Source organism: Pseudomonas sp. 3JA, from assembly GCF_036961705.1.
In the GTDB taxonomy this organism is placed as follows: domain Bacteria; phylum Pseudomonadota; class Gammaproteobacteria; order Pseudomonadales; family Pseudomonadaceae; genus Aquipseudomonas; species Aquipseudomonas fluorescens_Q.
This window is the reverse complement of sequence record NZ_JBAMDJ010000002.1, coordinates 213,070-231,976: the sequence shown is the minus strand read 5'-3', so window position 1 is coordinate 231,976 and position 18,907 is coordinate 213,070. Positions and strand designations below refer to the sequence as shown.

Below are 18,907 nucleotides of genomic sequence, written 5' to 3'. Positions count from 1 at the left end.
TGGGCCTGCTGCGCAGTCCAGCGGGAGCAAGCTCCCTCGCCACAAAACCGCGTTTGCCAGAGGATTGTGGGGTTATTGAGCCAGCCACCCACCATCAATATTCCACGCCGCGCCGCGTACCTGGCTGCCGGCTTCGCTGCACAGGAACAACACCAGTTCCCCCAGTTGCGGCGGGGTGACGAATTCCAGGGACGGCTGTTTCTCGGCCAACAGGTCATGCTGGGCCTGTTGCGGATCGACGCCGGCGGCAATGCGATCATCGATTTGCTTTTGCACCAGTGGCGTCAGCACCCAGCCCGGGCAGATGGCGTTGCAGGTCACGTTGCTGGTGGCGGTTTCCAGGCCAACCACCTTGGTCAGGCCAATCACCCCATGCTTGGCCGCGACATACGCCGCCTTGCCCACCGAGCCGACCTGGCCATGCACCGAGGCGACGTTGATGATCCGCCCCCAGCCTTTGGCGCGCATGCCCGGCAGGCTCAGGCGGGTGGCGTGGAACACCGAGGACAGGTTGATGGCGATGATCGAGTCCCAGCGCTCCACGGGGAAATCTTCCACGGCGGCCACGTGCTGGATCCCGGCGTTGTTCACCAGAATGTCAACGCCGCCGAACTCGCGCTCGGCGTAGGCGAGCATGTCGGCGATCTGCGCCGGGTCGCTGACATCGGCCGGATGATGACCGACCTTGCCGCCGAACTGTTTCACCTCGGCGATCACCGCCGAAGCATCGCCAAAGCCGTTGAGGATCAGGTGGGCGCCGGCCTTGGCCAGGCTCAGGGCGATGCCCAGGCCGATGCCGCTGGTAGAGCCGGTGACCAGGGCGGTCTTGCCCGAAAGAGTGGTTGTCATACGAACCTCACACAATGCCAGTGGCGTAGAACACACCGATCACGAAGAACACCGCGAGGGTCTTGATCAGCGTAATGCAGAAAATGTCTTTGTAGGCTTCGCGGTGGGTCAGCCCGGTCACCGCCAGCAGAGTAATCACCGCGCCGTTGTGGGGCAGGGTGTCCATGCCGCCGCTGGCCATGGCGGCCACCCGGTGCAGCACTTCCAGGGGAATGTTGGCGGCGTGGGCGGCGCTGATGAAACTTTCCGACATCGCCGCCAAAGCGATGCTCATGCCGCCCGAGGCGGAACCGGTGATGCCCGCCAGCAGCGTGACCGTCACCGCTTCGTTGACCAGTGGGTTGGGAATGCTCTTGAGCCAGTCGGCCAGTACCAGGAAGCCTGGCAAGGAGGCGATGACCGCGCCGAAACCGTATTCCGAAGCGGTGTTCATTGCCGCCAGCAATGCACCGCCCACGGCGCTCTTGCTGCCTTCGGCCAGCTTGCTGCGAATGGCCCGGAAGCCGAACAGCAGGACCATGATGATGCCCACCAGCAACGCCGCCTGCACTGCCCAGATCGCGGTGAGCTTGGCGATGTCGCTGGTCACTGGCGTCGCCATGCCCGGCAGCGCCAGGCTGTGGGTCTTGCCGTACCACTGTGGGATCCATTGGGTGAACAGCAGGTTCATGATGCCCACCGCCAGCAGTGGCGAAACGGCGATCCAGGGGTTGGGCAGCTTGATGTCTTCGGCGGTTTCCGGTTCGTTGCGCAGTTCGGTGCCGTAACCTTCGCCCACACGCTGGGCCTTGTTGCGCTGGCGCTGCAGGAACAGCATGCCGAGGCTGAATACGAAGAGCGTACCGATCACACCCAGCCAAGGTGCGGCCCAGGCGGTGGTGTTGAAGAACGTGCTGGGGATGATGTTCTGGATCTGCGGCGTGCCGGGCAGGGCGTCCATGGTGAACGAGAACGCGCCGAGGGCGATGGTGGCCGGGATCAAGCGCTTGGGAATATTGCTCTGGCGGAACATCTCGGCGGCGAACGGGTAGACCGCGAACACCACCACGAACAGCGACACGCCGCCATAGGTGAGCAAGGCGCAGACCAGCACGATCACCAGCATGGCCTGGCGCGTCCCCAGCAGACGAATCGCCGCGGCGACGATGGAGCGGGAGAACCCCGACAGCTCGATCAGCTTGCCAAACACCGCGCCGAGCAGGAACACCGGGAAATACAGTTTGATGAAGCCGACCATTTTCTCCATGAACACCCCGGTGAATGCGGGGGCGACGGCAGACGGGTCGGTGAGCAGGACGGCACCGAGGGCGGCGATGGGGGCAAAGAGGATAACGCTGTAGCCACGGTAGGCGGCGACCATCAGCAGCGCGAGGGCTGCCAAGGCAATGATCACACTCATGGTGTGTCTCCTGGATTGTTATTGTTGTGATGAAGCCGTGAGGAGGGCGTTAGCGAGTTTTGTGCCAGGTATGTAACTGACTGAAATATAAGGAAATTAATTGAGGTTGTAGGGCGCGAATGAGAGGTATGTCTCTGTTTTGAGAATTTTGTGGAGTGTGCAGGCCTCATCGCGAGCAAGCTCGCTCCCACAGTTGACCGCGTGCTTCAGAAGAACTCCTATCCCTGTGGGAGCGAGCTTGCTCGCGATGAGTGCAAAGCGCTCCAAAACCACAAGTCTATATTTTGAGAATGAAGTCTCTCTATTGAGACTCTGCAATCCCCAGAGCCACCATCTTCTTGTACAACGTCGACCTCCCCAACCCCAACCGCTCGGCCGCTTCCACCACCTTGCCCCCGCATTGCGCGAGGGTGGTTTCGATCAACTGTCGGTCGAAGCGTGCCCGGGCCTGGCTGAAAGTTTCTTGCGGCAACGGTTCCAGGCTCGGACTCGCCGGGCGGGTTACCGGTATGAACGTGCCGATGGCCGTGCGGATGTCCGCCGCCGTGAGCATCAGGTCGTCGCTGAGCAACGCGGCGCGTTCCAGCACGTTGCGCAGTTCGCGGATGTTGCCCGGCCAGGCGTGTTGGCGTAGCAGGGCGAGGGCGGTGGGGTTCAGTTCGTGCTGGCTGCGCAACTCTTCCAGGATCGCTTCGCTCAGGGCCGGCAAATCATCCAGGCGTTCACGCAAGGGCGGAACGTGGATCGGCAGCACGTTGAGGCGGTAATACAGGTCGGCGCGAAACTCTCCGCGCTTGATCGCCGCCTCCAGGTCCATGGAGGTGGCGGCGATCACCCGCACGTCGCTTTGCAGCACCTCGTTGGAACCCACCGGTTCGTATTCCTTTTCCTGAAGCACCCGCAGCAGCTTGCTTTGCAGCGGCAGCGGCATGTCGCCGATCTCGTCGAGGAAAAGCGTACCGCCCTGGGCGATCTGCAGTTTACCGGCGCGGCCCTTGCGGTCGGCCCCGGTAAACGCCCCTGGCGCGGTGCCGAAGAATTCGGCTTCCAGCAGCGATTCAGGAATCGCCGCGCTGTTGATGCTGACGAACGCCTTGTGCGCCCGCGGCGAAGCACTGTGGATGGCCTGGGCCAGCAGTTCCTTGCCGGTGCCGGTTTCGCCGAGCAGCAGCACCGGCGAATCGGCGCTGGCGCTGCGCCGGGCACGACGCTTGACCTCAAGGCCGGCGTTGCTGGTGCCAATGAAATGGGCAAAGTTGTACTTGGTCTGCCGCGCCCGCAGCAGCGAGCGGGTGGAGGCCAGCTCTTCCTGCATGCTCAGGTAGCGCTTGAGCATCGGCGACAGGCTGCGCAACTCATCGAACAAGGCAAAGCCGATGGCACCGATCACCGCACCCGCGCTGTCGTGGATCGGTAGGCGCATCACCACCAGGGGTTCCTTGGGCGTGTCCTGCATGTCCAGCAGGATCGGGCGCCCGGTGCGCACAACCTCGCGCAACAGGCTGCCGGGAATCACGCTTTCGCACGCCCGGCCAATCGCCTCCTGCGCCGAGTTCAGGCCGAAACGCCGGGCGTAGCGTTCGTTCATCCAGACGATGTTCGCATCACGGTCGACAATCACTGTGCCTTCGCTGGACTGCTCGATGATCTCGAACAACGAACGGATCGCCAGCGTGCGCACGCGCTTGTAATCCTTGAGGCTTTCGGTGGGGTTCATCGGGCATTTCCAGGGAGAGGGGGTTTGTCGTCGCCACCGTGCGCGGCGATGAACATGGCGACGGCCGACCGGCAATAGGATTCGATTTCGTTGTCGTCCTCTGCTCTGGCCTCATCGAAGCGCGCGATTATCAGGAGATCGGATCCTTTGAAAAGCGCGGCAAACAAGCGGGCGGATCCCAGGGGGTCGGGCACGTTCAGAACCGCCTTCGCGTGCAACTGACGCAACAGGGCCTCAATCTGGGCGATGACATAGGCGGGGCCGGCTTCGTATTGGCGCTTGCTTAACGACTTTTGATTGGTCTTGTCGGCCATGATCATGGCTTCGACACTGCGCACGTCCGCGCTCAACAAGGTGCGAAGCAGGGATGTTCCCACCGCCATGAGCTGATCTGCCGCCGAACCTCCGACGCCTTCAATAAGGGCCTGCGGTGCAAATTGATGGCAGTGGGCCGCGATGGCCGCACTGAACAGCGCCTCCTTGTTCTCGAAGTGCCGATAGATGCTGAGCTTGGAGATCTTCGCCCGCTGGGCGACCTTGTCCATGGTCGTCGCTTGAAAACCCAACTCCACAAAAAGTTCGCCCGCAGCGTCGACTATAGTTTGGCCAAGCGCCTCGTTGGCGGGCCGGCCGCGACGGGCCTGGCTGTTTTCGGTCATAAAAATTCCAGTACTTGACAGTATTCTAATTCTTGAATTATGGTACTTCAAAGTATCTTAAAGTACAAACCAATCTCTTCCCTCCACAGTACGGAGCCCATCAACATGAATGACGTCATCATCATCGGCGGCAGCTTTGCCGGGCTTGCCGCCGCCCTGCAGCTCGGCCGTGCCCGCCGCAAGGTCACCGTTCTCGATACCGGCCTGCCGCGCAATCGCTTCGCCGACCACTCCCATGGCCTGCTCGGCCACGACCACAAGCCACCGCTGGAGATCCTGGCCGAGGCGCGGCAGCAGTTGGCACGCTATCCCACGATCCAGCTGGTCAATGCCCGGGCCGAGAGCATCTCCGGCGCCATCGACGATTTCTCCGTCCTCACGAGCGAGGGCAAAACCCTCAGGGCGCGCCGTCTGATCCTGAGCTATGGCGTCGTCGACCAGATGCCTGAACTTTCCGGCTTTGCCGAAGGCTGGGGCTCCTCCATCGTGCCTTGCCCCTATTGCGACGGCTTTGAAGTTGCCGGTCGGCATTGGGGCCTCGTCTGGTCCGGCCCAATGTCGCACAACTACGTCAGGCTGTACCACGATTGGACTGACACGTTGACGGTCTTCGCCAATGGTCACGACATTTCACCCGATATCCGGGCCGATCTGGCGCGCCGTGGCATCCCTGTCGTCGATGGCCGGGTCACCGAAATCGACCATGACGAGAGCCATAACGCCACCGTCAGGCTCGACGCCGGCCCCTCTGTCGCGGTCGACATCCTGTTCGCGCATCCGCGCAACAAGCCGTCCGCACGCCTGCATGAATCGCTGGGTCTCGCCACGGTCGATACGCCCCAGGGCATTGTCCTCAAGGTCGACGAGCGCCGCGAAACCAGCGTGCCCGGCATCTACGCCGCCGGCGACCTCGCCAACCCCGCAATGCCCTCGGTCACCACAGCATCATGGCAAGGCGCGACGGCGGGCATCTCCGCCCAGCAGTCGATGCTGGTTTGAGAGCAAGCGGCATCGATCACGCCAATTTCAATTTCACAACAGAAGCGAGTGCCACCATGGAAGTCCTGAAGAAATTCAAGCCGCTAGACGATAAATTCCCGCTTGAGCGCCAACTCGGCATCTCGGCCGCGCCAATCGTACTTATCAACATATTCACGGTCGGTTCCGCCGACGAAGCGGGCTTCCTGGACGCCTTCAAGGCGGCAGGCGAAACCCTGAAGAAGCAGCCGGGCTTCATCTCCACCCAATTGCACCGAGCGATCGGTGACAGCCCGACGTTCCTGAACTATGTGGTGTGGGAGTCCACCGAGACGCTGCGCGATGCCTTCGCTCGTCCCGAATTCGTCGCGAAGGTTTCGGCCTATCCGCCATCCGTCGTCGCCACCCCGCATTTGTTCCAGAAGGTTGCCGTCCCCGGCTTTTGCACGGCCTGACTCCAGAAATATGGCAAGGCGCGATGGTGGATACCTTCTCCCAGCAGTCGATGCCGGCTTGAGAGCACAGATTGGAGATGAGCATGAAGGCGCACATGTCCAAGACCAGAAAAACCGAAGCCAGCATCAGCATTCTCGCCCGACCACTCTTGAAAAAAGGCTGAAACACATGGAGTTCGAACACGTCACTTTCGACCTGCCACACGGCACCTTTCATGCGCTGAAGGGGGGGGATCCCGATGGTCAACCGACGATCGTCTTGCACGGTTTCCCGGATCATCCGCCGACCGCGAAGCCCTTCCTTGCTGAGCTCGGCCGCCGTGGCCGTCACGTCATCGCACCCTGGCTTCGCGGTTACTCACCGTCCCCGACCGCGGGTCCGTTCGACTTCGCAGCCCTCACCGGCGACGTGCTCGCGCTGATCGACCGCTGGTCTCCGGGGCGAGCCGTGGAGTTGATTGGTCACGACTGGGGCGCCCTGATCACCTATGACGCCTGCGTCACCGCGCCGGAGCGGATCGAACGCGCGGTCGCGCTCGCAATCCCTCATCCACTCACGTTCATGAGCCGGCTGACGCACCCCGCTCAACTGCGCCGGAGCTCGTACATGGGGCTCTTTCAACTGCCTGGAAGCGGCTGGATCGCCACCGCCCGCGATCTTGCCTTCATCGACCGCCTCTGGCGTCAGTGGTCGCCCGGCTTCTCGCTCGATCCCGCTCTCAAGGCAGAGCTACACGAGCATCTGCGCAAGAGCATGCCCGCGCCCTTAAAGTATTACCGGGCGATGCTGCGCCCCGGCATGATTGGTGCGACGCGCCGCATGTCTCAGCCGATCACGGTGCCCCTGTTGCAGCTTCACGGTGCCAACGACGGCTGCATCCTCCCCGCGCAGGTCGACGACCGACATCGGTTCGCCGCCCCGCACACGATGGAGGTCGTCCCCGGCGTCGGTCACTTCCTGCACATCGAGGCCCCTGAGGTGATCGCGGAGCGGATCGCGGCATGGGCCAGGTAGCGTCCTTTCCTTGCCTCGATCAAAGGGTAGCTGGTTAAGAACGAATCAAAACGAGGAGATGTCATGACAGAGCAAAAAGCCTATCAGGTCGCCGACTGGAATGGCCAAAGCGGTGAGTACTGGGCCGCCAACCAGGCCCGGCTCGACGCCATGTTTGCGGTATTCGGCCAGGCCGCGATCGAAGCCGCCGCGCCCACCATGGGCGAACGCGTGCTGGACGTCGGCTGCGGCGCGGGCGCGTCGAGTCTGGAACTGGCTGGCCGCGTCGGTGCGGGCGGCCATGTGCTGGGTGTGGACATATCCGAACCGCTGATCGGCCGAGCGCGCGCACTGGCGCCACAGGATACGCCGGCCCAGTTCCAGGTAGCCGACGCCAGCAGCGCCGAGCTGCCCGAGGGCGCGTTCGACATCCTGTTTTCGCGCTTCGGAGTCATGTTCTTCGACGATCCGACAGGGGCCTTCACCCATATGCGACGCGCGCTCCGGTCGGGCGGGCGGGTCGCTTTCGTCTGCTGGCGCGGCGTGGCCGAGAACGATTGGCTACGCCTGCCGATGGGCGCGATCAAGGACATCGTCCCGCTACCCGCGCCGCCCGGTCCCGAAGCACCCGGTCCGTTCTCGTTCGGCGACCGTGGGCGGGTGACACGCATCCTGACGGCGGCCGGCTTCACCGATATCGCTATCACGCCCTTCGATGCTTCTATCCCGTTCGGCGAGGGCGGGACGCGGGACGCGGCGATCGACGACGCGGTGAAGATGGCGTTCGAGGGCGGCCCATTGTCGCTTGTGTTGGCTGATCAGTCCGACGACATCCGCGCCCGCGCCTGGGCCGCGGTTCGTGCCGCCTTCGCGGGCCTCCCTGGTGAGCGGTCGGTGATGATCGACGGCGCGGCGTGGATCGTCACGGCACGCAATCCTGCAAGCTGACAGGATTACCCGGGATGCGCCGCCGCCAACAGCTCCTTGGTATAGGGATGCTGGGGCGAATCGAACACGTCATGACTGGCGCCTTGCTCGACCACCTTGCCGTCCTTGATCACGATCATGTCGTGGGCCAGGGCGCGGACCACCGCCAGGTCGTGGCTGATGAACAGGTAGGTCAAGTCGTACTTCTGTTGGAGCTGACGGAGCAGGGCGACGACTTGTTTCTGCACGGTGCGGTCCAGTGCCGAGGTGGGTTCGTCCAGCAAAATCAACGCAGGCTTGAGCACCAGGGCCCGGGCAATGGCGATGCGCTGGCGCTGGCCGCCGGAGAACTCGTGGGGGTAGCGATGACGGGTCGAAGGGTCGAGGCCGACCTCCTTGAGGGCCTGGATCACTCGGGCTTCACACTGTTCGGGGCTGGAAGGCTGGTGGACCTCCAGGCCCTCGCTGATGATCTGCTGCACTGACATGCGCGGGCTGAGGCTGCCGAACGGGTCCTGGAACACCACCTGCATCTGCTTGCGCCACGGTCGCAGGGCTTTTTGCGACAGATGATCGAGGGTCTGGCCCTGGAAGCGGATGCTGCCTTCGGACTCGATCAGGCGCAGGATCGCCTGGCCGAGAGTGGACTTACCGGAGCCGGATTCGCCGACGATGCCCAGGGTCTTGCCGCGCTGGATGCTCAGGCTGATACCGTCCACGGCGCGCAAGTATTCCTTGCGCCGGAACAGCCCGCCGCCCAGGGGGAAACTCACGCGCAGGTCCTGCACCTGCAACACGTTTTCGCGTTCGTCCCGGGGCAGGGCCTCGCCTTCCGGTTCGGCGTGCAGCAGCTCGCAGCTGTAGGGATGTTTTGGTGCGCTGAACAGGGTTTCGCACGGCGCCTGCTCGACGATTTCCCCGGCCTTCATCACACACACACGTTGGGCAATGCTGCGCACCAGATTGAGGTCGTGACTGATCAGCAGCAAGGACATGCCGAGCCGTTGCTGCAAGGACTTGAGCAGCAGCAGGATCTTGCGCTGCACGGTCACGTCCAGCGCGGTGGTCGGTTCGTCGGCGATCAACAGCTCCGGCTCGCAGGCTAGCGCCATGGCGATCATCACTCGTTGCCGCTGGCCGCCGGACAGTTGGTGGGGATAGGCCTTGAGCCGCTCGGCGGGTTTCTGGATGCCCACCAGGGCCAGCAGTTCCAGAATGCGCTGGCGCGCCGCTTTGCCGCCCAGGCCCCGGTGCAGCATCAGGGTTTCACCAATCTGCTTCTCGACGCTGTGCAGCGGGTTCAGCGAGGTCATCGGCTCCTGGAAGATCATCGCGATGCGATTGCCGCGCAACTCCCGCAGGGCCTGGGTGTCGGCCCCCACCAGCTCCTGGCCGCGGTAGCGAATGCTGCCGGTGGTGTGGGCTTCTGTCTCGGGGAGCAATTGCAGGATCGAGTGGGCCGTCACTGACTTGCCGGAGCCGGACTCGCCCACCAGGGCCAGGCACTCGCCGGGGCGGATGTCCAGGCACAGGTTGCGTACCACCGTCTGGTCGTTGAAGGCCACGCTCAAGTCGCGGATTTCGATCAGGTTGTCGCTCATCTCAAGGTTTCGCTTCATGGCTGTTTTCAAGAGCGTGGGTCGAACGCGTCTCGCAACGCCTCGCCGATAAACACCAACAGGGAAAGAATCAGGGCCAGGGTGAAAAATGCCGTCAGCCCCAGCCACGGCGCTTGCAGGTTTTGCTTGCCTTGGGCGATCAGTTCCCCCAGCGACGCGCTGCCGGCCGGCATGCCGAAGCCGAGGAAATCCAGGGCGGTGAGGGTCGAGATCGCCCCGGTGAGGATGAAGGGCAAGTAACTCAGGGTGGCGTTCATCGCGTTGGGCAGGATATGCCGCATGATCACCTTGCGATCACTGAGCCCCAGGGCCCTGGCCGCCTTGACGTATTCCAGGTTGCGCCCGCGCAGGAACTCGGCACGGACCACGTCCACCAGGGCCAGCCAGGAAAACAGCGCCATGATCCCCAGCAGCCACCAGAAGTTCGGCTCCACGAAGCCGGACAGGATGATCAACAGGTAGAGCACCGGCAGCCCGGACCAGACTTCCAGCAAGCGTTGCCCGAGCAAATCCACCCAACCACCGTAATACCCCTGCAACGCACCGGCGGCGATACCGATCAGCGTGCTGATGGCGGTCAGTGCCAGGGCGAACAGGATCGACACTCGCGCACCGAAGATCACCCGGGCCAGCACGTCCCGGGATTGGTCATCGGTGCCCAGCCAGTTCACGGTCGAGGGTGGGCTCGGGGCCGGTTGGTTGAGGTCGTAATTAGGTGTGTCGTCGCTGAACGGGATCGGTGGGAACCACAGCCAGCCGCCGTCCTTGTGGATCAGGTTCTGCACGTAGCTGCTGCGGTAGTCGGCCTGGAACGGCAACTGCCCACCAAATTCCTGCTCGGTATGGCGTTTGAACACCGGGAAATACAGCGAGCCCTGGTAGCTCACCACCAGCGGTTTGTCATTGGCGATCAGTTCACCGCCCAACGTCAGGATGAACAAACCGATGAACAGCCACAGCGACCACCAGCCCCGACGGTTTTTCTTGAAACGCTCGAAGCGCCGACGGCCCAAGGGGGAAAACTTGAACATCAGGCGTTCCTCGCGGAGAAGTCGATGCGCGGGTCCACCAGGGTGTAGCAGAGGTCGCCGACGAGTTTGATCAGCAGGCCGAACAGCGTAAAGATGAACAACGAGCCGAACACCACCGGATAATCCCGGGAGACTGCGGCCTCGTAGCTCATGCGTCCCAGGCCGTCGAGGGAAAAAATCACCTCGATCAGCAGGGAACCGGCGAAGAACACGCTGATGAACGCCTGGGGAATACCCGATACCACCAGCAGCATCGCGTTGCGGAACACGTGGCCGTACAGCACCCGGCGTTCGCTCATGCCCTTGGCTCGCGCGGTGACCACGTACTGGCGGGTGATTTCATTGAGGAACGAGTTCTTGGTCAGGATCGTCAGGGTGGCGAAGCCGCCGATCACCAGCGACGTGACCGGCAGCACCAAGTGCCAGAAGTAGTCGGCGATCTTGCCCAGTGTCGACAGTGACTCGAAGTTATCCGACACCAGCCCGCGCACCGGAAACCAGTTCAACGACGTACCGCCGGCAAACACCACGATCAGGAACATCGCGAAGAGGAACGCCGGCATCGCATAGCCAATGATGATCGCCGTGCTGCTCCACACATCGAATGCCGAGCCGTGATGCACCGCCTTGCGGATGCCCAGGGGGATCGACACCAGATAGGTGATCAATGTTGCCCAGAGCCCAAGGGAAATGGTCACTGGCATCTTTTCCAGGATCAGGTCGGTAACCGTCGCGCCGCGGAAGAAACTCTTGCCGAAGTCGAGGCGGGCATAGCTGCTGAGCATCAGCCACAGACGTTCATGGGCCGGTTTATCGAAGCCGTATTGTTTCTCGATGTCCTTGATCAGTTGCGGATCCAGGCCGCGACTGGCGCGGGAGCTGTTGGTCATGGTATTGCCTGAACCGCCGACGCTGGCGCCGCCGATGCCTTGCAGGTGGGCGATGGCCTGTTCCACCGGCCCGCCGGGTGCGGCCTGCACGATGACGAAGTTCACCAGCAGGATAATCACCAGCGTGGGGATGATCAGCAGCAGGCGCCGCGCAATATAGGCCCACATCAATGCCGCCCTCCGGGTGTGCCACGCTTGATGAGTTCGGCGCGCATCTGCTCGTTGGTCAGCGGAGTGGTGCTCACTTCCCACCAGCTCTCGATGGCTTCGTCATTGCTGGCCTGCACTTTCGGGATGCCGAAGCGGTTCCACCACACGGTCGAGCTGCCCGGCGGGTAATAATTGGGAATCCAGTAGTAATTCCATTGCAGCACCCGGTCCAGGGCGTGGGCATGGCGCAGCATGTCGGCTTGGGTGCTGGCCTTGACCAAGCCGTCGATCAGCGCGTCCACCGCCGGGTCCTTCAAGGCCATGTAGTTGTTGGCCCCTGGATCATTGGCGGCCGCTGAACCGAAGTAATTGTAGAGTTCCATGCCCGGCGAGGTGCTGACGGGGTAGCCGGTGATGATCATGTCATAGTCGCGACTCATCAGGCGATTGACGTACTGGGAGGCGTCGATGCGGCGAATGCTCATGTCGATGCCGATTTGCGCCAGGGTCCGTTTGTAGGGCAGCAGCAGGCGGTCGATACCGTTCTGGCTGTTCAGGAAGGTGAAGCTCAGCGGCTCGCCCTCGGCATTCACCAGGCGGTCGCCGTCGGGTTTCCAGCCGGCCTGTTCCAACAAGGCGAGGGCTTGCAGTTGTTTGTCGCGGATCACGCCACTGCCGTCGGTTTTCGGGGCCTGGAAGACTTGGGTGAAGACTTCGTCGGGAATCTGTCCGCGCAACGGCTCGAGGATCGCCAGTTCGCCGGCATCGGGCAGTTCTCGAGCGGCGAGGTCAGTGTTGGAAAAGTAACTCTGCTGACGCACATAGACGTTGCGCATCATCTGGCGATTGCTCCATTCGAAATCCCAGAGCATCGCCAGGGCCTGGCGCACACGACGGTCCTGGAACTGCGGTTTTTGCAGGTTGAAGACGAAACCCTGGGCGGTCTGGGGCGCCTGGGTGGCCAGGTGAGCCTTTTGCAGGCGACCGTCGTGCAGGGCCGGGCTGTCATAGCCGATGGCATAGCCGGTGGCGGAGAACTCGCGATTGTAGTCATAGGCGCCACCACGCAGCACCTGGCGGGCCACATCGGTGTCGCCAAAATACTCGATGCTGAAATGGTCGAAATTGTAGAGGCCGCGACTGACCGGCAGATCCTTGCCCCACCAATCGGCATTACGTTTGAAGGTAATGCTGCGCCCGGAATCGACTTTGCTTACCCGGTAGGGGCCACTGCCCAGCGGGGGCTCGTAGCCGCCGCCGTTAGCGAAATCGCGGGTCTTCCACCAATGTTCGGGAAAGACCGGCAAGGTGGCGATGTCCAGGGGCAGGGTGCGGCTTTCGTTGTTCTTGAAGTTGAAGCGCACGGTGCGTTCGTCCTCGATCACGACGTCCTTGACCGCCGCGAACTGGGTGCGATAGCGCAGGCTGCCTTGGGTCATCAACAGCTCGAAGCTGAAGCGCACGTCCTGGGCGGTGATGGGCTTGCCATCGGCGAAGCGGGCCTTGGGGTTCAGGTAGAAGCGCAGCGACAGGCCATCGTCGGCCCGCTCCATTTTCTGCGCCACCAGGCCATAGACGGTATAGGGCTCATCCAGCGAGCGCTGGGCCAGTGGCGAGTAGAGCAGCCCGTCGATCTGGCTGACGCCGATGCCTTTGTCGATGTAGGGCAAGATATGGTCGAAGTGGCCGATCTCGATGGCCGAGCGGCGCATGGTCCCGCCTTTGGGGGCCTGGGGATTGGTGTAGGCGAAGTGGCCGAAACCTTCGGCATATTTGGCCGGTTCGCCATAGACGGTCAGGGCATGTTGCGGTGCTGCATCGACGCCGACGGCGCCTGTCAGCAGGACCACGGCAGTCAATAGCAGGGAAGGGAACGCCAGTCGCATTGTCAGCCTTAAAGCCGGGTGATCGATGACACGAGTTGTACGCGAGCGGCGCCTGGATCGCCAGCCCCTGTGGCGAGGGAGCTTGCTCCCGCTCGGGTGCGCAGCAGCCGCCAATGGTTGGGCCCGCTTCGCAGTCCAGCGGGAGCAAGCTCCCTCACCACAATGAATCACACCACCCTTGAGTGGACGGTCTCTACTCCGTAATCAGTCCTGGCGGCTGGTGACTTCCAGCAGGTGGTAGCCGAATTGGGTCTTGACCGGGCCCTGGACCACATTGATCGGGGCACTGAATACCACGGTGTCGAATTCCTTGACCATCTGGCCCGGGCCGAACGAACCCAGGTCGCCGCCCTGACGGCTGGACGGGCAGGAGGAGTTGGCCTTGGCCACTTCGGCGAAATCGGCGCCGGCTTCGATCTGGGCCTTGAGTTCGTTGCACTTGTCTTCGGTGGAAACCAGGATGTGGCGGGCAGTGGCTTTGGCCATGGGGGAAATTCCTTTCGCTGTATTTAAAGGTGTTGAGCCTACCGGATTCATGAACGGGTTGTTGTCAAAATTGCGTCAAAACCTTGGACCCGGCGATCAAAGGCCGGCTTTGCGCAGGCGCTCGGCGTGGCGCAGGTAAAGTTCTGTGGGGGCTGTACCCTTGCGTGATGTGCCGACTCCTGGGCTGATGGCCTCCATATGGTCCATTGGATAGTCGGAGCGAATGACCTTGCCCAGGTGCGAACTGAAGCGTCCGACCAGGCCGTCGTTCTGCTCGGCTTCGGTGATGAAATAGTCGGAAAAGGCGCGGCAGAAACCCTGCAAAGGCTCTGATGCTTCCCCCGTAGCCTCGCGCAACGTACCGCTCCATGAGTAGTAGCGCACGCCATTGACCCGGTCCGGGCCGTTCCCGCCCCAGCTCTTCGGCAGGCCTTGGGGGTATTTGTCGTTGAAGGCGCCCACGGCCTCAGTGGTCAACGTTGCCAGCGCCGCGACGGCGCTGGGCGATAGCTGCGCCTGCCCGTCAAGCCGCGAGATGAAATCGACGAACAGTGTGGCGACGCCTCTTGCCACATGCCCTGGCAAACGCCCGGGGGTCAGGGCCTTGCGCAGGAAGTCGGCCAGTTCGGAACCATGGTTGGGGCCGCTGACCGACGTGACCGAGGCAACTTTGTCGGGTGCCAGCGCAGCGGCATACCGGGCGGCCAGTGCACCCTGGCTGTGGCCGATCAGGTTGACCCGGGCGGCACCAGTGCCAGCCAGGACCCGATCGATTTGCGCCAGTAGTTGTTCGCCCCTGGCCTCGTTGCAATGGGAGGCCGACAGGTGCGGGATGAACACCCGGGCACCGCCTGCGCGTAGGGCTTGTTTGATGCCATGGAAAAGTTCGAAGCCGCCGATCTTGTCAAACCCGAACAACCCATGGACCAACAGGATGGGGAATTGAGTGGTTGCATTCCGTTGCATGTTCGTACCTTTTTCGAAGAGGTTCACGATGAATTTGCGACTTCACTCTAATCCAGGCCTGTAATGGGCGGTGTAGGAAGAAACCGCGCTGACCCAGGGAAACCGGAATAGAAAAAGTGGGAAGAATGGGAAATAGCCCGGCGCTGGCTAAAGGTGTAGGAGGTCTCCTATAACCGGAGTCGTTTGCAGCTACAGCTTTGAGCGCCAGGGACCACCGCCGTTGTCGCCTTGTCTGGCTGTGCGTTTGCCGCGAGCAGGTTTTAATGGCTCCATCGAGCGCCGTTATGCAAACGGTGCCTTCATCCAAGGACTGGAGCCTGCACATGATCACTTACCCCTCTCTTCAACGATCCCGTTCAACTTCAGGAGCAAGGCTGCCGCCACCGGTCCTGGCAGCGGCCAGGGACGGGGTGATCGACCCCGCTTGGCGCAAGGCCGTCGTTACCGTCAAGCCTTATCCCATGATGGCGTGCGGGGATGAGGTGCTGCTGCGTTGGCATGGGCTCAACAACGAGGGAGAGCCTTATCGACATGAGGTGGCCGGGTTCGTCACGGAGCGGCAAGTAGGGCGCGACGTCGTGTTCGTCGTGCGCGAACCGCACATCGCCGAGTTGGACGGTGGCTCGCTGGAGCTCTCCTACCAGGTGACGGGCAAACAGTTGCCGGCCATCCTGGTTTCGCAACACCTGCAACTGGACATCGGCGATGTATCGCCGCGACTGCTGCCTGCCGTTGCCAACGATGCGGTCGGTGGCAGCCTTGATCCAAGTCGGGTGCCCGATGGAACGTGGGTGACGATTCGGCCCTACGCCAGGATGGCGGTCGGCGATCGATTGATCCTGACGGCCAGCAAGGACTCCAACGCGCTTTGGCGCGATGTGCTGGAGATAGAAGCCCATGCTGTCGGTCGTGAAATGTCGCTCTGGATCGATCATTCGCTGATCGCTCCCCATGTAGGGCACGACCTGGCCTTGGCCTATGTCGTCAGGCGTGGACATTCGGTGCGCCGCGCCGAGCCCTTGTCGTTGCACATCGGTCCTCTGCTGCGTCCTGCGTTGAAGGCGCCCAGGATTCGGAAGATGAACGACGGGTGGCTGGATGTCGACGATTTGCAAGAGGGGGTGACGATTGTCATCGATGATCCCGGGCTTGAGGCGGGCGAGCTGGTCTGGTTGCAGTGCAACGGAAACTCGTCTTATGTGCGTGAACGTGAAATCACCGAGGCCACGGCAGGCCAACCGCTCGCTTTTTTGATTCCTGCGGTGTATTGGCAGGATCAACGCGACAGGTCGGTGGGCGTGTTCTATCAGGTCGAGCGTCTGGATGACGTCAGCCAGCGTTCCGAGTGGGTGACGGTCCGGGTGCGTTCCAGCGCGCCAGGCTGAGCGAAGCCCGGCACAACCTCTGTGGGAGCGCCGCCCCTGGCTCCAGGGGACGGCGCGTTCGGGGCTCAGGCTGGCAATTGCAGCTTGCGATGGGCTTCGCGCAGCAGCAATTCGGTGGACTCCCAGCCCAGGCAGCCGTCGGTCACCGAGACGCCGTAGCGCATCGATGGGCCCAGCGGTTGGCAGCCTTCGAACAGATGGCTTTCGAGCATCATGCCGATCAGGGCGCGGTTGCCTTGCAGGCGTTGTTCCAGCACGTCATTGAACACCTGTGGCTGGCGCAACGGGTCTTTGCCGCTGTTGGCGTGGCTGCAGTCCACCATGATCCGGGCCGGTATCTTGAGGCGGGTCAGGTCGTGGTGTATTTGCGTGACGCTCTGTTGGTCGTAGTTCGGCCCGCGATGACCACCGCGCAGCACCAGGTGGGTGTCGGGGTTGCCTGGCGTCTGGATGATCGCCGGATGCCCCTGGCTGTCTACGCCGAAATGCCGATGGGGATGGGCGGCAGAACGCATGGCATCGCAGGCGATGCCGACCCCGCCGTCGGTGCCGTTCTTGAACCCCACGGGCATGCCCAGGCCGCTGGCCATTTCCCGATGGATCTGCGATTCGGTGGTGCGTGCGCCGATGGCGACCCAACTGAGCAGGTCATCGAAGTAGCTGGCGGCCATGGGTTGCAGCAGTTCGGTGGCGACAGGTAAACCAAGCTGCAACATCTCTCGCATCAGTTCCCGGGACAAGGCCAGGCCCGCGGCCATGTCATCGCTGCCATCCAGGCCAGGATCGTAGGCCAGGCCTTTCCAGCCTACGGTCGTGCGGGGCTTTTCCACGTAGGCGCGCATGACCAGCAGCATGCTGTCGTTCACTTCATGGGCCACGCGAGCCAGGTTGGCGGCGTATTCAAGGGCTGATTTCGGGTCGTGTATCGAGCAGGGGCCGACGATGACCAGCAGGCGGGAGTCCTCACCGTCGAGGATCGCGCGGATGGCCTGGCGATGGGCGCTCACTTGCTGGCTCAACGCGTTGCTGAGCGGTAATTGGTGCTTGAGTTGCAACGAGCTCGGCAGACGCAGGGTCAGGGCCTCGTTGGCAGGGTTGAGCGTGGACAGCGGCAAAGCGGAGACGGACGAATTCATGATCTGGCTTCCTGGACGGGCAGCGGGTTCATTCCCGCGCGCCGGTCCTAGTGGGGTGTTCGACAATTGGCCGGATTGGCCCGCAATTGAGGCTTGCCACCGGTAGGTGACCGATCGGAGGCGGCAGGCTGTCCCGAGCGGTGGCTGGTAAATCGCCAGGCGGAAAAACTGTCGTAACGGTAATAAGTGGCGTAGTTCATGGCTCAATCCTCAAGTTGTCTGGTGTCGCAAATGTGTGGGGCCTGAAAAAACAAAACCCCCGGTCGGGAGGCCGACCGGGGGTTTGGAAAACTCTGGAAGGCGACCCGTTTAAAGTGGGCGCCGGTTGGGTATCAGGCGCGCCAGTGGCTAAACCAATACCCAAAATAAAAGCTGACCGGAGTTTGAACACTGTTCGCCCAGGCAGCCACAACCGAGCGCGAAGCGCTGGCGGTGTTACGCGGTGAGAGGGCGTTGAACATGGTCTGTCTCCGATGAATGGCCCTGAGCTTACTAGAGGGCGGGGCGGCGGTTCAATCAGAAAATTCTATCGAGGGCATGCAATTGTTCGTCCCGGCTTGAGTCCGCTGGGCTTTATGACAAACTTCAGGTTTGCAGCGCCTCCCAAGGATGATCCATGACCGCTCCAGCCTTCGCCGCCGCCCAGTCGATCTCCATCGCGGGGGACGTTCGCGCCAACCTGCTGCGTCATCAGCATTTCATGCAGGCGGCCGCTGAACAGGGCGTGCAGTTGCTAGTGTTTCCTGAGCTGTCACTCACCGGCTACGAAGGCGGCCTGGCGGCGGATCTGGCCATCCTGCCGGAGGATGCCATATTGCAACCGCTGCGCGACTTGGCCCGCGAGCTCGGCCTGACAGCGGTGGTGGGCATGCCGATTCGCCTGTCGGCGGACGCCCCGGTGTTGATCGGTGCGTTGGTCCTCGGCGCTGACGGTTCCCTCGGGGTGTACAGCAAGCAGCATCTGCACCCTGGGGAAGAAGTCGCCTTCGCCCCGGGGCATGGTGGCTCGATACTGGCGATGGGGCAGGATTGCATCGCCCTGGCGGTATGCGCCGATTTTTCCCACGCCAGCCATTCTGCCGCGGCAGCTGGGCAGGGCGCTACGCTCTATGCGGCGGGGGTGTTGATCACCGAGGCTGGCTATGTGTCCGATACGGCATTGCTGCAAGGATATGCCCGGCAGCATGCCATGACCGTGCTGATGGCCAATCATGGCGGCGCCACCGGAGGCTGGGAATCGGCTGGTCGCAGTGCGATCTGGGGGCCGGACGGTTCGCTGCTCGCGGCAGCGCCCGGCGCGGGCGAGCTGTTGGTGATCGCCCGCCGCGAAGTCAACCGCTGGGCAGGACAAGTCGTGCCGGTGGCAGTGCTTGGATGAGG

18 protein-coding genes are annotated in these 18,907 nt (G+C 62.6%); 6 read left to right on the top strand and 12 right to left on the bottom strand.

Going from position 1 to position 18,907, the window contains the following annotated elements; all coding sequences use genetic code 11:
* Positions 1–72: 72 nt before the first annotated feature.
* The 4 genes from V7773_RS02635 to V7773_RS02620 all read right to left on the bottom strand — a co-directional run bounded on the left by V7773_RS02635 (position 73) and on the right by V7773_RS02620 (position 4,624).
* Positions 73–849 (bottom strand): 3-hydroxybutyrate dehydrogenase, encoded by a 777-nt coding sequence (locus tag V7773_RS02635; RefSeq protein ID WP_336072230.1) that lies wholly within the window; start codon positions 847–849, stop codon positions 73–75.
* Positions 850–856: 7 nt separating this feature from the next.
* Complete coding sequence (locus tag V7773_RS02630; protein ID WP_336072228.1) at positions 857–2,248, bottom strand: GntP family permease; 1,392 nt, start codon at positions 2,246–2,248, stop codon at positions 857–859.
* 301 nt (positions 2,249–2,549) lie between these two features.
* Positions 2,550–3,965 (bottom strand): sigma-54 interaction domain-containing protein, encoded by a 1,416-nt coding sequence (locus V7773_RS02625; protein ID WP_336072226.1) that lies wholly within the window; start codon positions 3,963–3,965, stop codon positions 2,550–2,552.
* On the bottom strand, positions 3,962–4,624 hold the full coding sequence (locus V7773_RS02620; protein WP_336072224.1) for a TetR/AcrR family transcriptional regulator: 663 nt from the start codon (positions 4,622–4,624) through the stop codon (positions 3,962–3,964). Before V7773_RS02620 ends, V7773_RS02625 begins: the two co-directional genes overlap by 4 nt.
* Positions 4,625–4,729: 105 nt before the next feature.
* Here V7773_RS02620 and V7773_RS02615 point away from each other — a divergent pair, with 105 nt between their 5' ends.
* The 4 genes from V7773_RS02615 (at position 4,730) to V7773_RS02600 (ending at position 7,999) form a co-directional block, all read left to right on the top strand.
* A complete protein-coding gene (locus V7773_RS02615) occupies positions 4,730–5,623 on the top strand; it encodes an NAD(P)/FAD-dependent oxidoreductase (protein ID WP_336072222.1) in 894 nt (297 codons plus the stop codon).
* A 56-nt stretch (positions 5,624–5,679) separates the two neighbouring features.
* Entirely contained in the window at positions 5,680–6,057 is a 378-nt protein-coding gene (locus V7773_RS02610) for an antibiotic biosynthesis monooxygenase family protein (RefSeq protein ID WP_063321979.1), read from the top strand.
* Positions 6,058–6,226: 169 nt separating this feature from the next.
* On the top strand, positions 6,227–7,072 hold the full coding sequence (locus V7773_RS02605; protein WP_336072219.1) for an alpha/beta fold hydrolase: 846 nt from the start codon (positions 6,227–6,229) through the stop codon (positions 7,070–7,072).
* Positions 7,073–7,135: 63 nt separating this feature from the next.
* Positions 7,136–7,999: a class I SAM-dependent methyltransferase gene (locus V7773_RS02600; protein ID WP_336072217.1), complete on the top strand. Its 864-nt coding sequence runs from the start codon at positions 7,136–7,138 to the stop codon at positions 7,997–7,999.
* Positions 8,000–8,004: 5 nt separating this feature from the next.
* Here V7773_RS02600 and V7773_RS02595 read toward each other — a convergent pair whose 3' ends face one another.
* From V7773_RS02595 to V7773_RS02570, 6 genes are all read right to left on the bottom strand, one after another.
* A complete protein-coding gene (locus V7773_RS02595) occupies positions 8,005–9,579 on the bottom strand; it encodes an ABC transporter ATP-binding protein (protein ID WP_336072317.1) in 1,575 nt (524 codons plus the stop codon).
* 26 nt (positions 9,580–9,605) lie between these two features.
* Complete coding sequence (locus V7773_RS02590; protein ID WP_063321976.1) at positions 9,606–10,628, bottom strand: ABC transporter permease; 1,023 nt, start codon at positions 10,626–10,628, stop codon at positions 9,606–9,608.
* Positions 10,628–11,686, bottom strand: coding sequence for a microcin C ABC transporter permease YejB (locus tag V7773_RS02585; protein WP_336072214.1), 1,059 nt, complete (start codon positions 11,684–11,686; stop codon positions 10,628–10,630). The genes V7773_RS02590 and V7773_RS02585 overlap by 1 nt, the downstream gene beginning before the upstream one ends.
* Entirely contained in the window at positions 11,686–13,554 is a 1,869-nt protein-coding gene (locus tag V7773_RS02580; RefSeq protein ID WP_336072212.1) for an extracellular solute-binding protein, read from the bottom strand. Before V7773_RS02580 ends, V7773_RS02585 begins: the two co-directional genes overlap by 1 nt.
* A gap of 204 nt (positions 13,555–13,758) precedes the next feature.
* The gene (locus V7773_RS02575; RefSeq protein WP_003200262.1) at positions 13,759–14,040 is read right to left on the bottom strand and encodes a peptidylprolyl isomerase; all 282 of its coding nucleotides are present in this window, start codon (positions 14,038–14,040) and stop codon (positions 13,759–13,761) included.
* A 96-nt stretch (positions 14,041–14,136) separates the two neighbouring features.
* Positions 14,137–15,006 (bottom strand): esterase/lipase family protein, encoded by an 870-nt coding sequence (locus tag V7773_RS02570; RefSeq protein WP_336072210.1) that lies wholly within the window; start codon positions 15,004–15,006, stop codon positions 14,137–14,139.
* 323 nt (positions 15,007–15,329) lie between these two features.
* Here V7773_RS02570 and V7773_RS02565 point away from each other — a divergent pair, with 323 nt between their 5' ends.
* Entirely contained in the window at positions 15,330–16,391 is a 1,062-nt protein-coding gene (locus V7773_RS02565) for a hypothetical protein (protein ID WP_336072209.1), read from the top strand.
* Between the two features lie 65 nt (positions 16,392–16,456).
* Here V7773_RS02565 and V7773_RS02560 read toward each other — a convergent pair whose 3' ends face one another.
* A complete protein-coding gene (locus V7773_RS02560) occupies positions 16,457–17,527 on the bottom strand; it encodes a 3-deoxy-7-phosphoheptulonate synthase (protein WP_336072207.1) in 1,071 nt (356 codons plus the stop codon).
* A 47-nt stretch (positions 17,528–17,574) separates the two neighbouring features.
* Entirely contained in the window at positions 17,575–17,727 is a 153-nt protein-coding gene (locus V7773_RS02555) for a hypothetical protein (RefSeq protein ID WP_003200270.1), read from the bottom strand.
* A gap of 416 nt (positions 17,728–18,143) precedes the next feature.
* On the opposite strand from V7773_RS02555, the gene V7773_RS02550 reads away from it, so the two are divergent.
* The gene (locus tag V7773_RS02550) at positions 18,144–18,905 is read left to right on the top strand and encodes a carbon-nitrogen hydrolase family protein (protein WP_336072204.1); all 762 of its coding nucleotides are present in this window, start codon (positions 18,144–18,146) and stop codon (positions 18,903–18,905) included.
* The last annotated feature ends 2 nt before the right edge of the window (positions 18,906–18,907 follow it).

Bases quoted from the DNA above. Each gene is read 5' to 3' on its own strand.
- V7773_RS02635 (WP_336072230.1), bottom strand. From the start codon at position 849: ATGACAACCACTCTTTCGGGCAAGACCGCCCTGGTCACCGGCTCTACC.
- V7773_RS02630 (WP_336072228.1), bottom strand. From the start codon at position 2,248: ATGAGTGTGATCATTGCCTTGGCAGCCCTCGCGCTGCTGATGGTCGCC.
- V7773_RS02625 (WP_336072226.1), bottom strand. From the start codon at position 3,965: ATGAACCCCACCGAAAGCCTCAAGGATTACAAGCGCGTGCGCACGCTG.
- V7773_RS02620 (WP_336072224.1), bottom strand. From the start codon at position 4,624: ATGACCGAAAACAGCCAGGCCCGTCGCGGCCGGCCCGCCAACGAGGCG.
- V7773_RS02615 (WP_336072222.1), top strand. From the start codon at position 4,730: ATGAATGACGTCATCATCATCGGCGGCAGCTTTGCCGGGCTTGCCGCC.
- V7773_RS02610 (WP_063321979.1), top strand. From the start codon at position 5,680: ATGGAAGTCCTGAAGAAATTCAAGCCGCTAGACGATAAATTCCCGCTT.
- V7773_RS02605 (WP_336072219.1), top strand. From the start codon at position 6,227: ATGGAGTTCGAACACGTCACTTTCGACCTGCCACACGGCACCTTTCAT.
- V7773_RS02600 (WP_336072217.1), top strand. From the start codon at position 7,136: ATGACAGAGCAAAAAGCCTATCAGGTCGCCGACTGGAATGGCCAAAGC.
- V7773_RS02595 (WP_336072317.1), bottom strand. From the start codon at position 9,579: ATGAGCGACAACCTGATCGAAATCCGCGACTTGAGCGTGGCCTTCAAC.
- V7773_RS02590 (WP_063321976.1), bottom strand. From the start codon at position 10,628: ATGTTCAAGTTTTCCCCCTTGGGCCGTCGGCGCTTCGAGCGTTTCAAG.
- V7773_RS02585 (WP_336072214.1), bottom strand. From the start codon at position 11,686: ATGTGGGCCTATATTGCGCGGCGCCTGCTGCTGATCATCCCCACGCTG.
- V7773_RS02580 (WP_336072212.1), bottom strand. From the start codon at position 13,554: ATGCGACTGGCGTTCCCTTCCCTGCTATTGACTGCCGTGGTCCTGCTG.
- V7773_RS02575 (WP_003200262.1), bottom strand. From the start codon at position 14,040: ATGGCCAAAGCCACTGCCCGCCACATCCTGGTTTCCACCGAAGACAAG.
- V7773_RS02570 (WP_336072210.1), bottom strand. From the start codon at position 15,006: ATGCAACGGAATGCAACCACTCAATTCCCCATCCTGTTGGTCCATGGG.
- V7773_RS02565 (WP_336072209.1), top strand. From the start codon at position 15,330: ATGATCACTTACCCCTCTCTTCAACGATCCCGTTCAACTTCAGGAGCA.
- V7773_RS02560 (WP_336072207.1), bottom strand. From the start codon at position 17,527: ATGAATTCGTCCGTCTCCGCTTTGCCGCTGTCCACGCTCAACCCTGCC.
- V7773_RS02555 (WP_003200270.1), bottom strand. From the start codon at position 17,727: ATGAACTACGCCACTTATTACCGTTACGACAGTTTTTCCGCCTGGCGA.
- V7773_RS02550 (WP_336072204.1), top strand. From the start codon at position 18,144: ATGACCGCTCCAGCCTTCGCCGCCGCCCAGTCGATCTCCATCGCGGGG.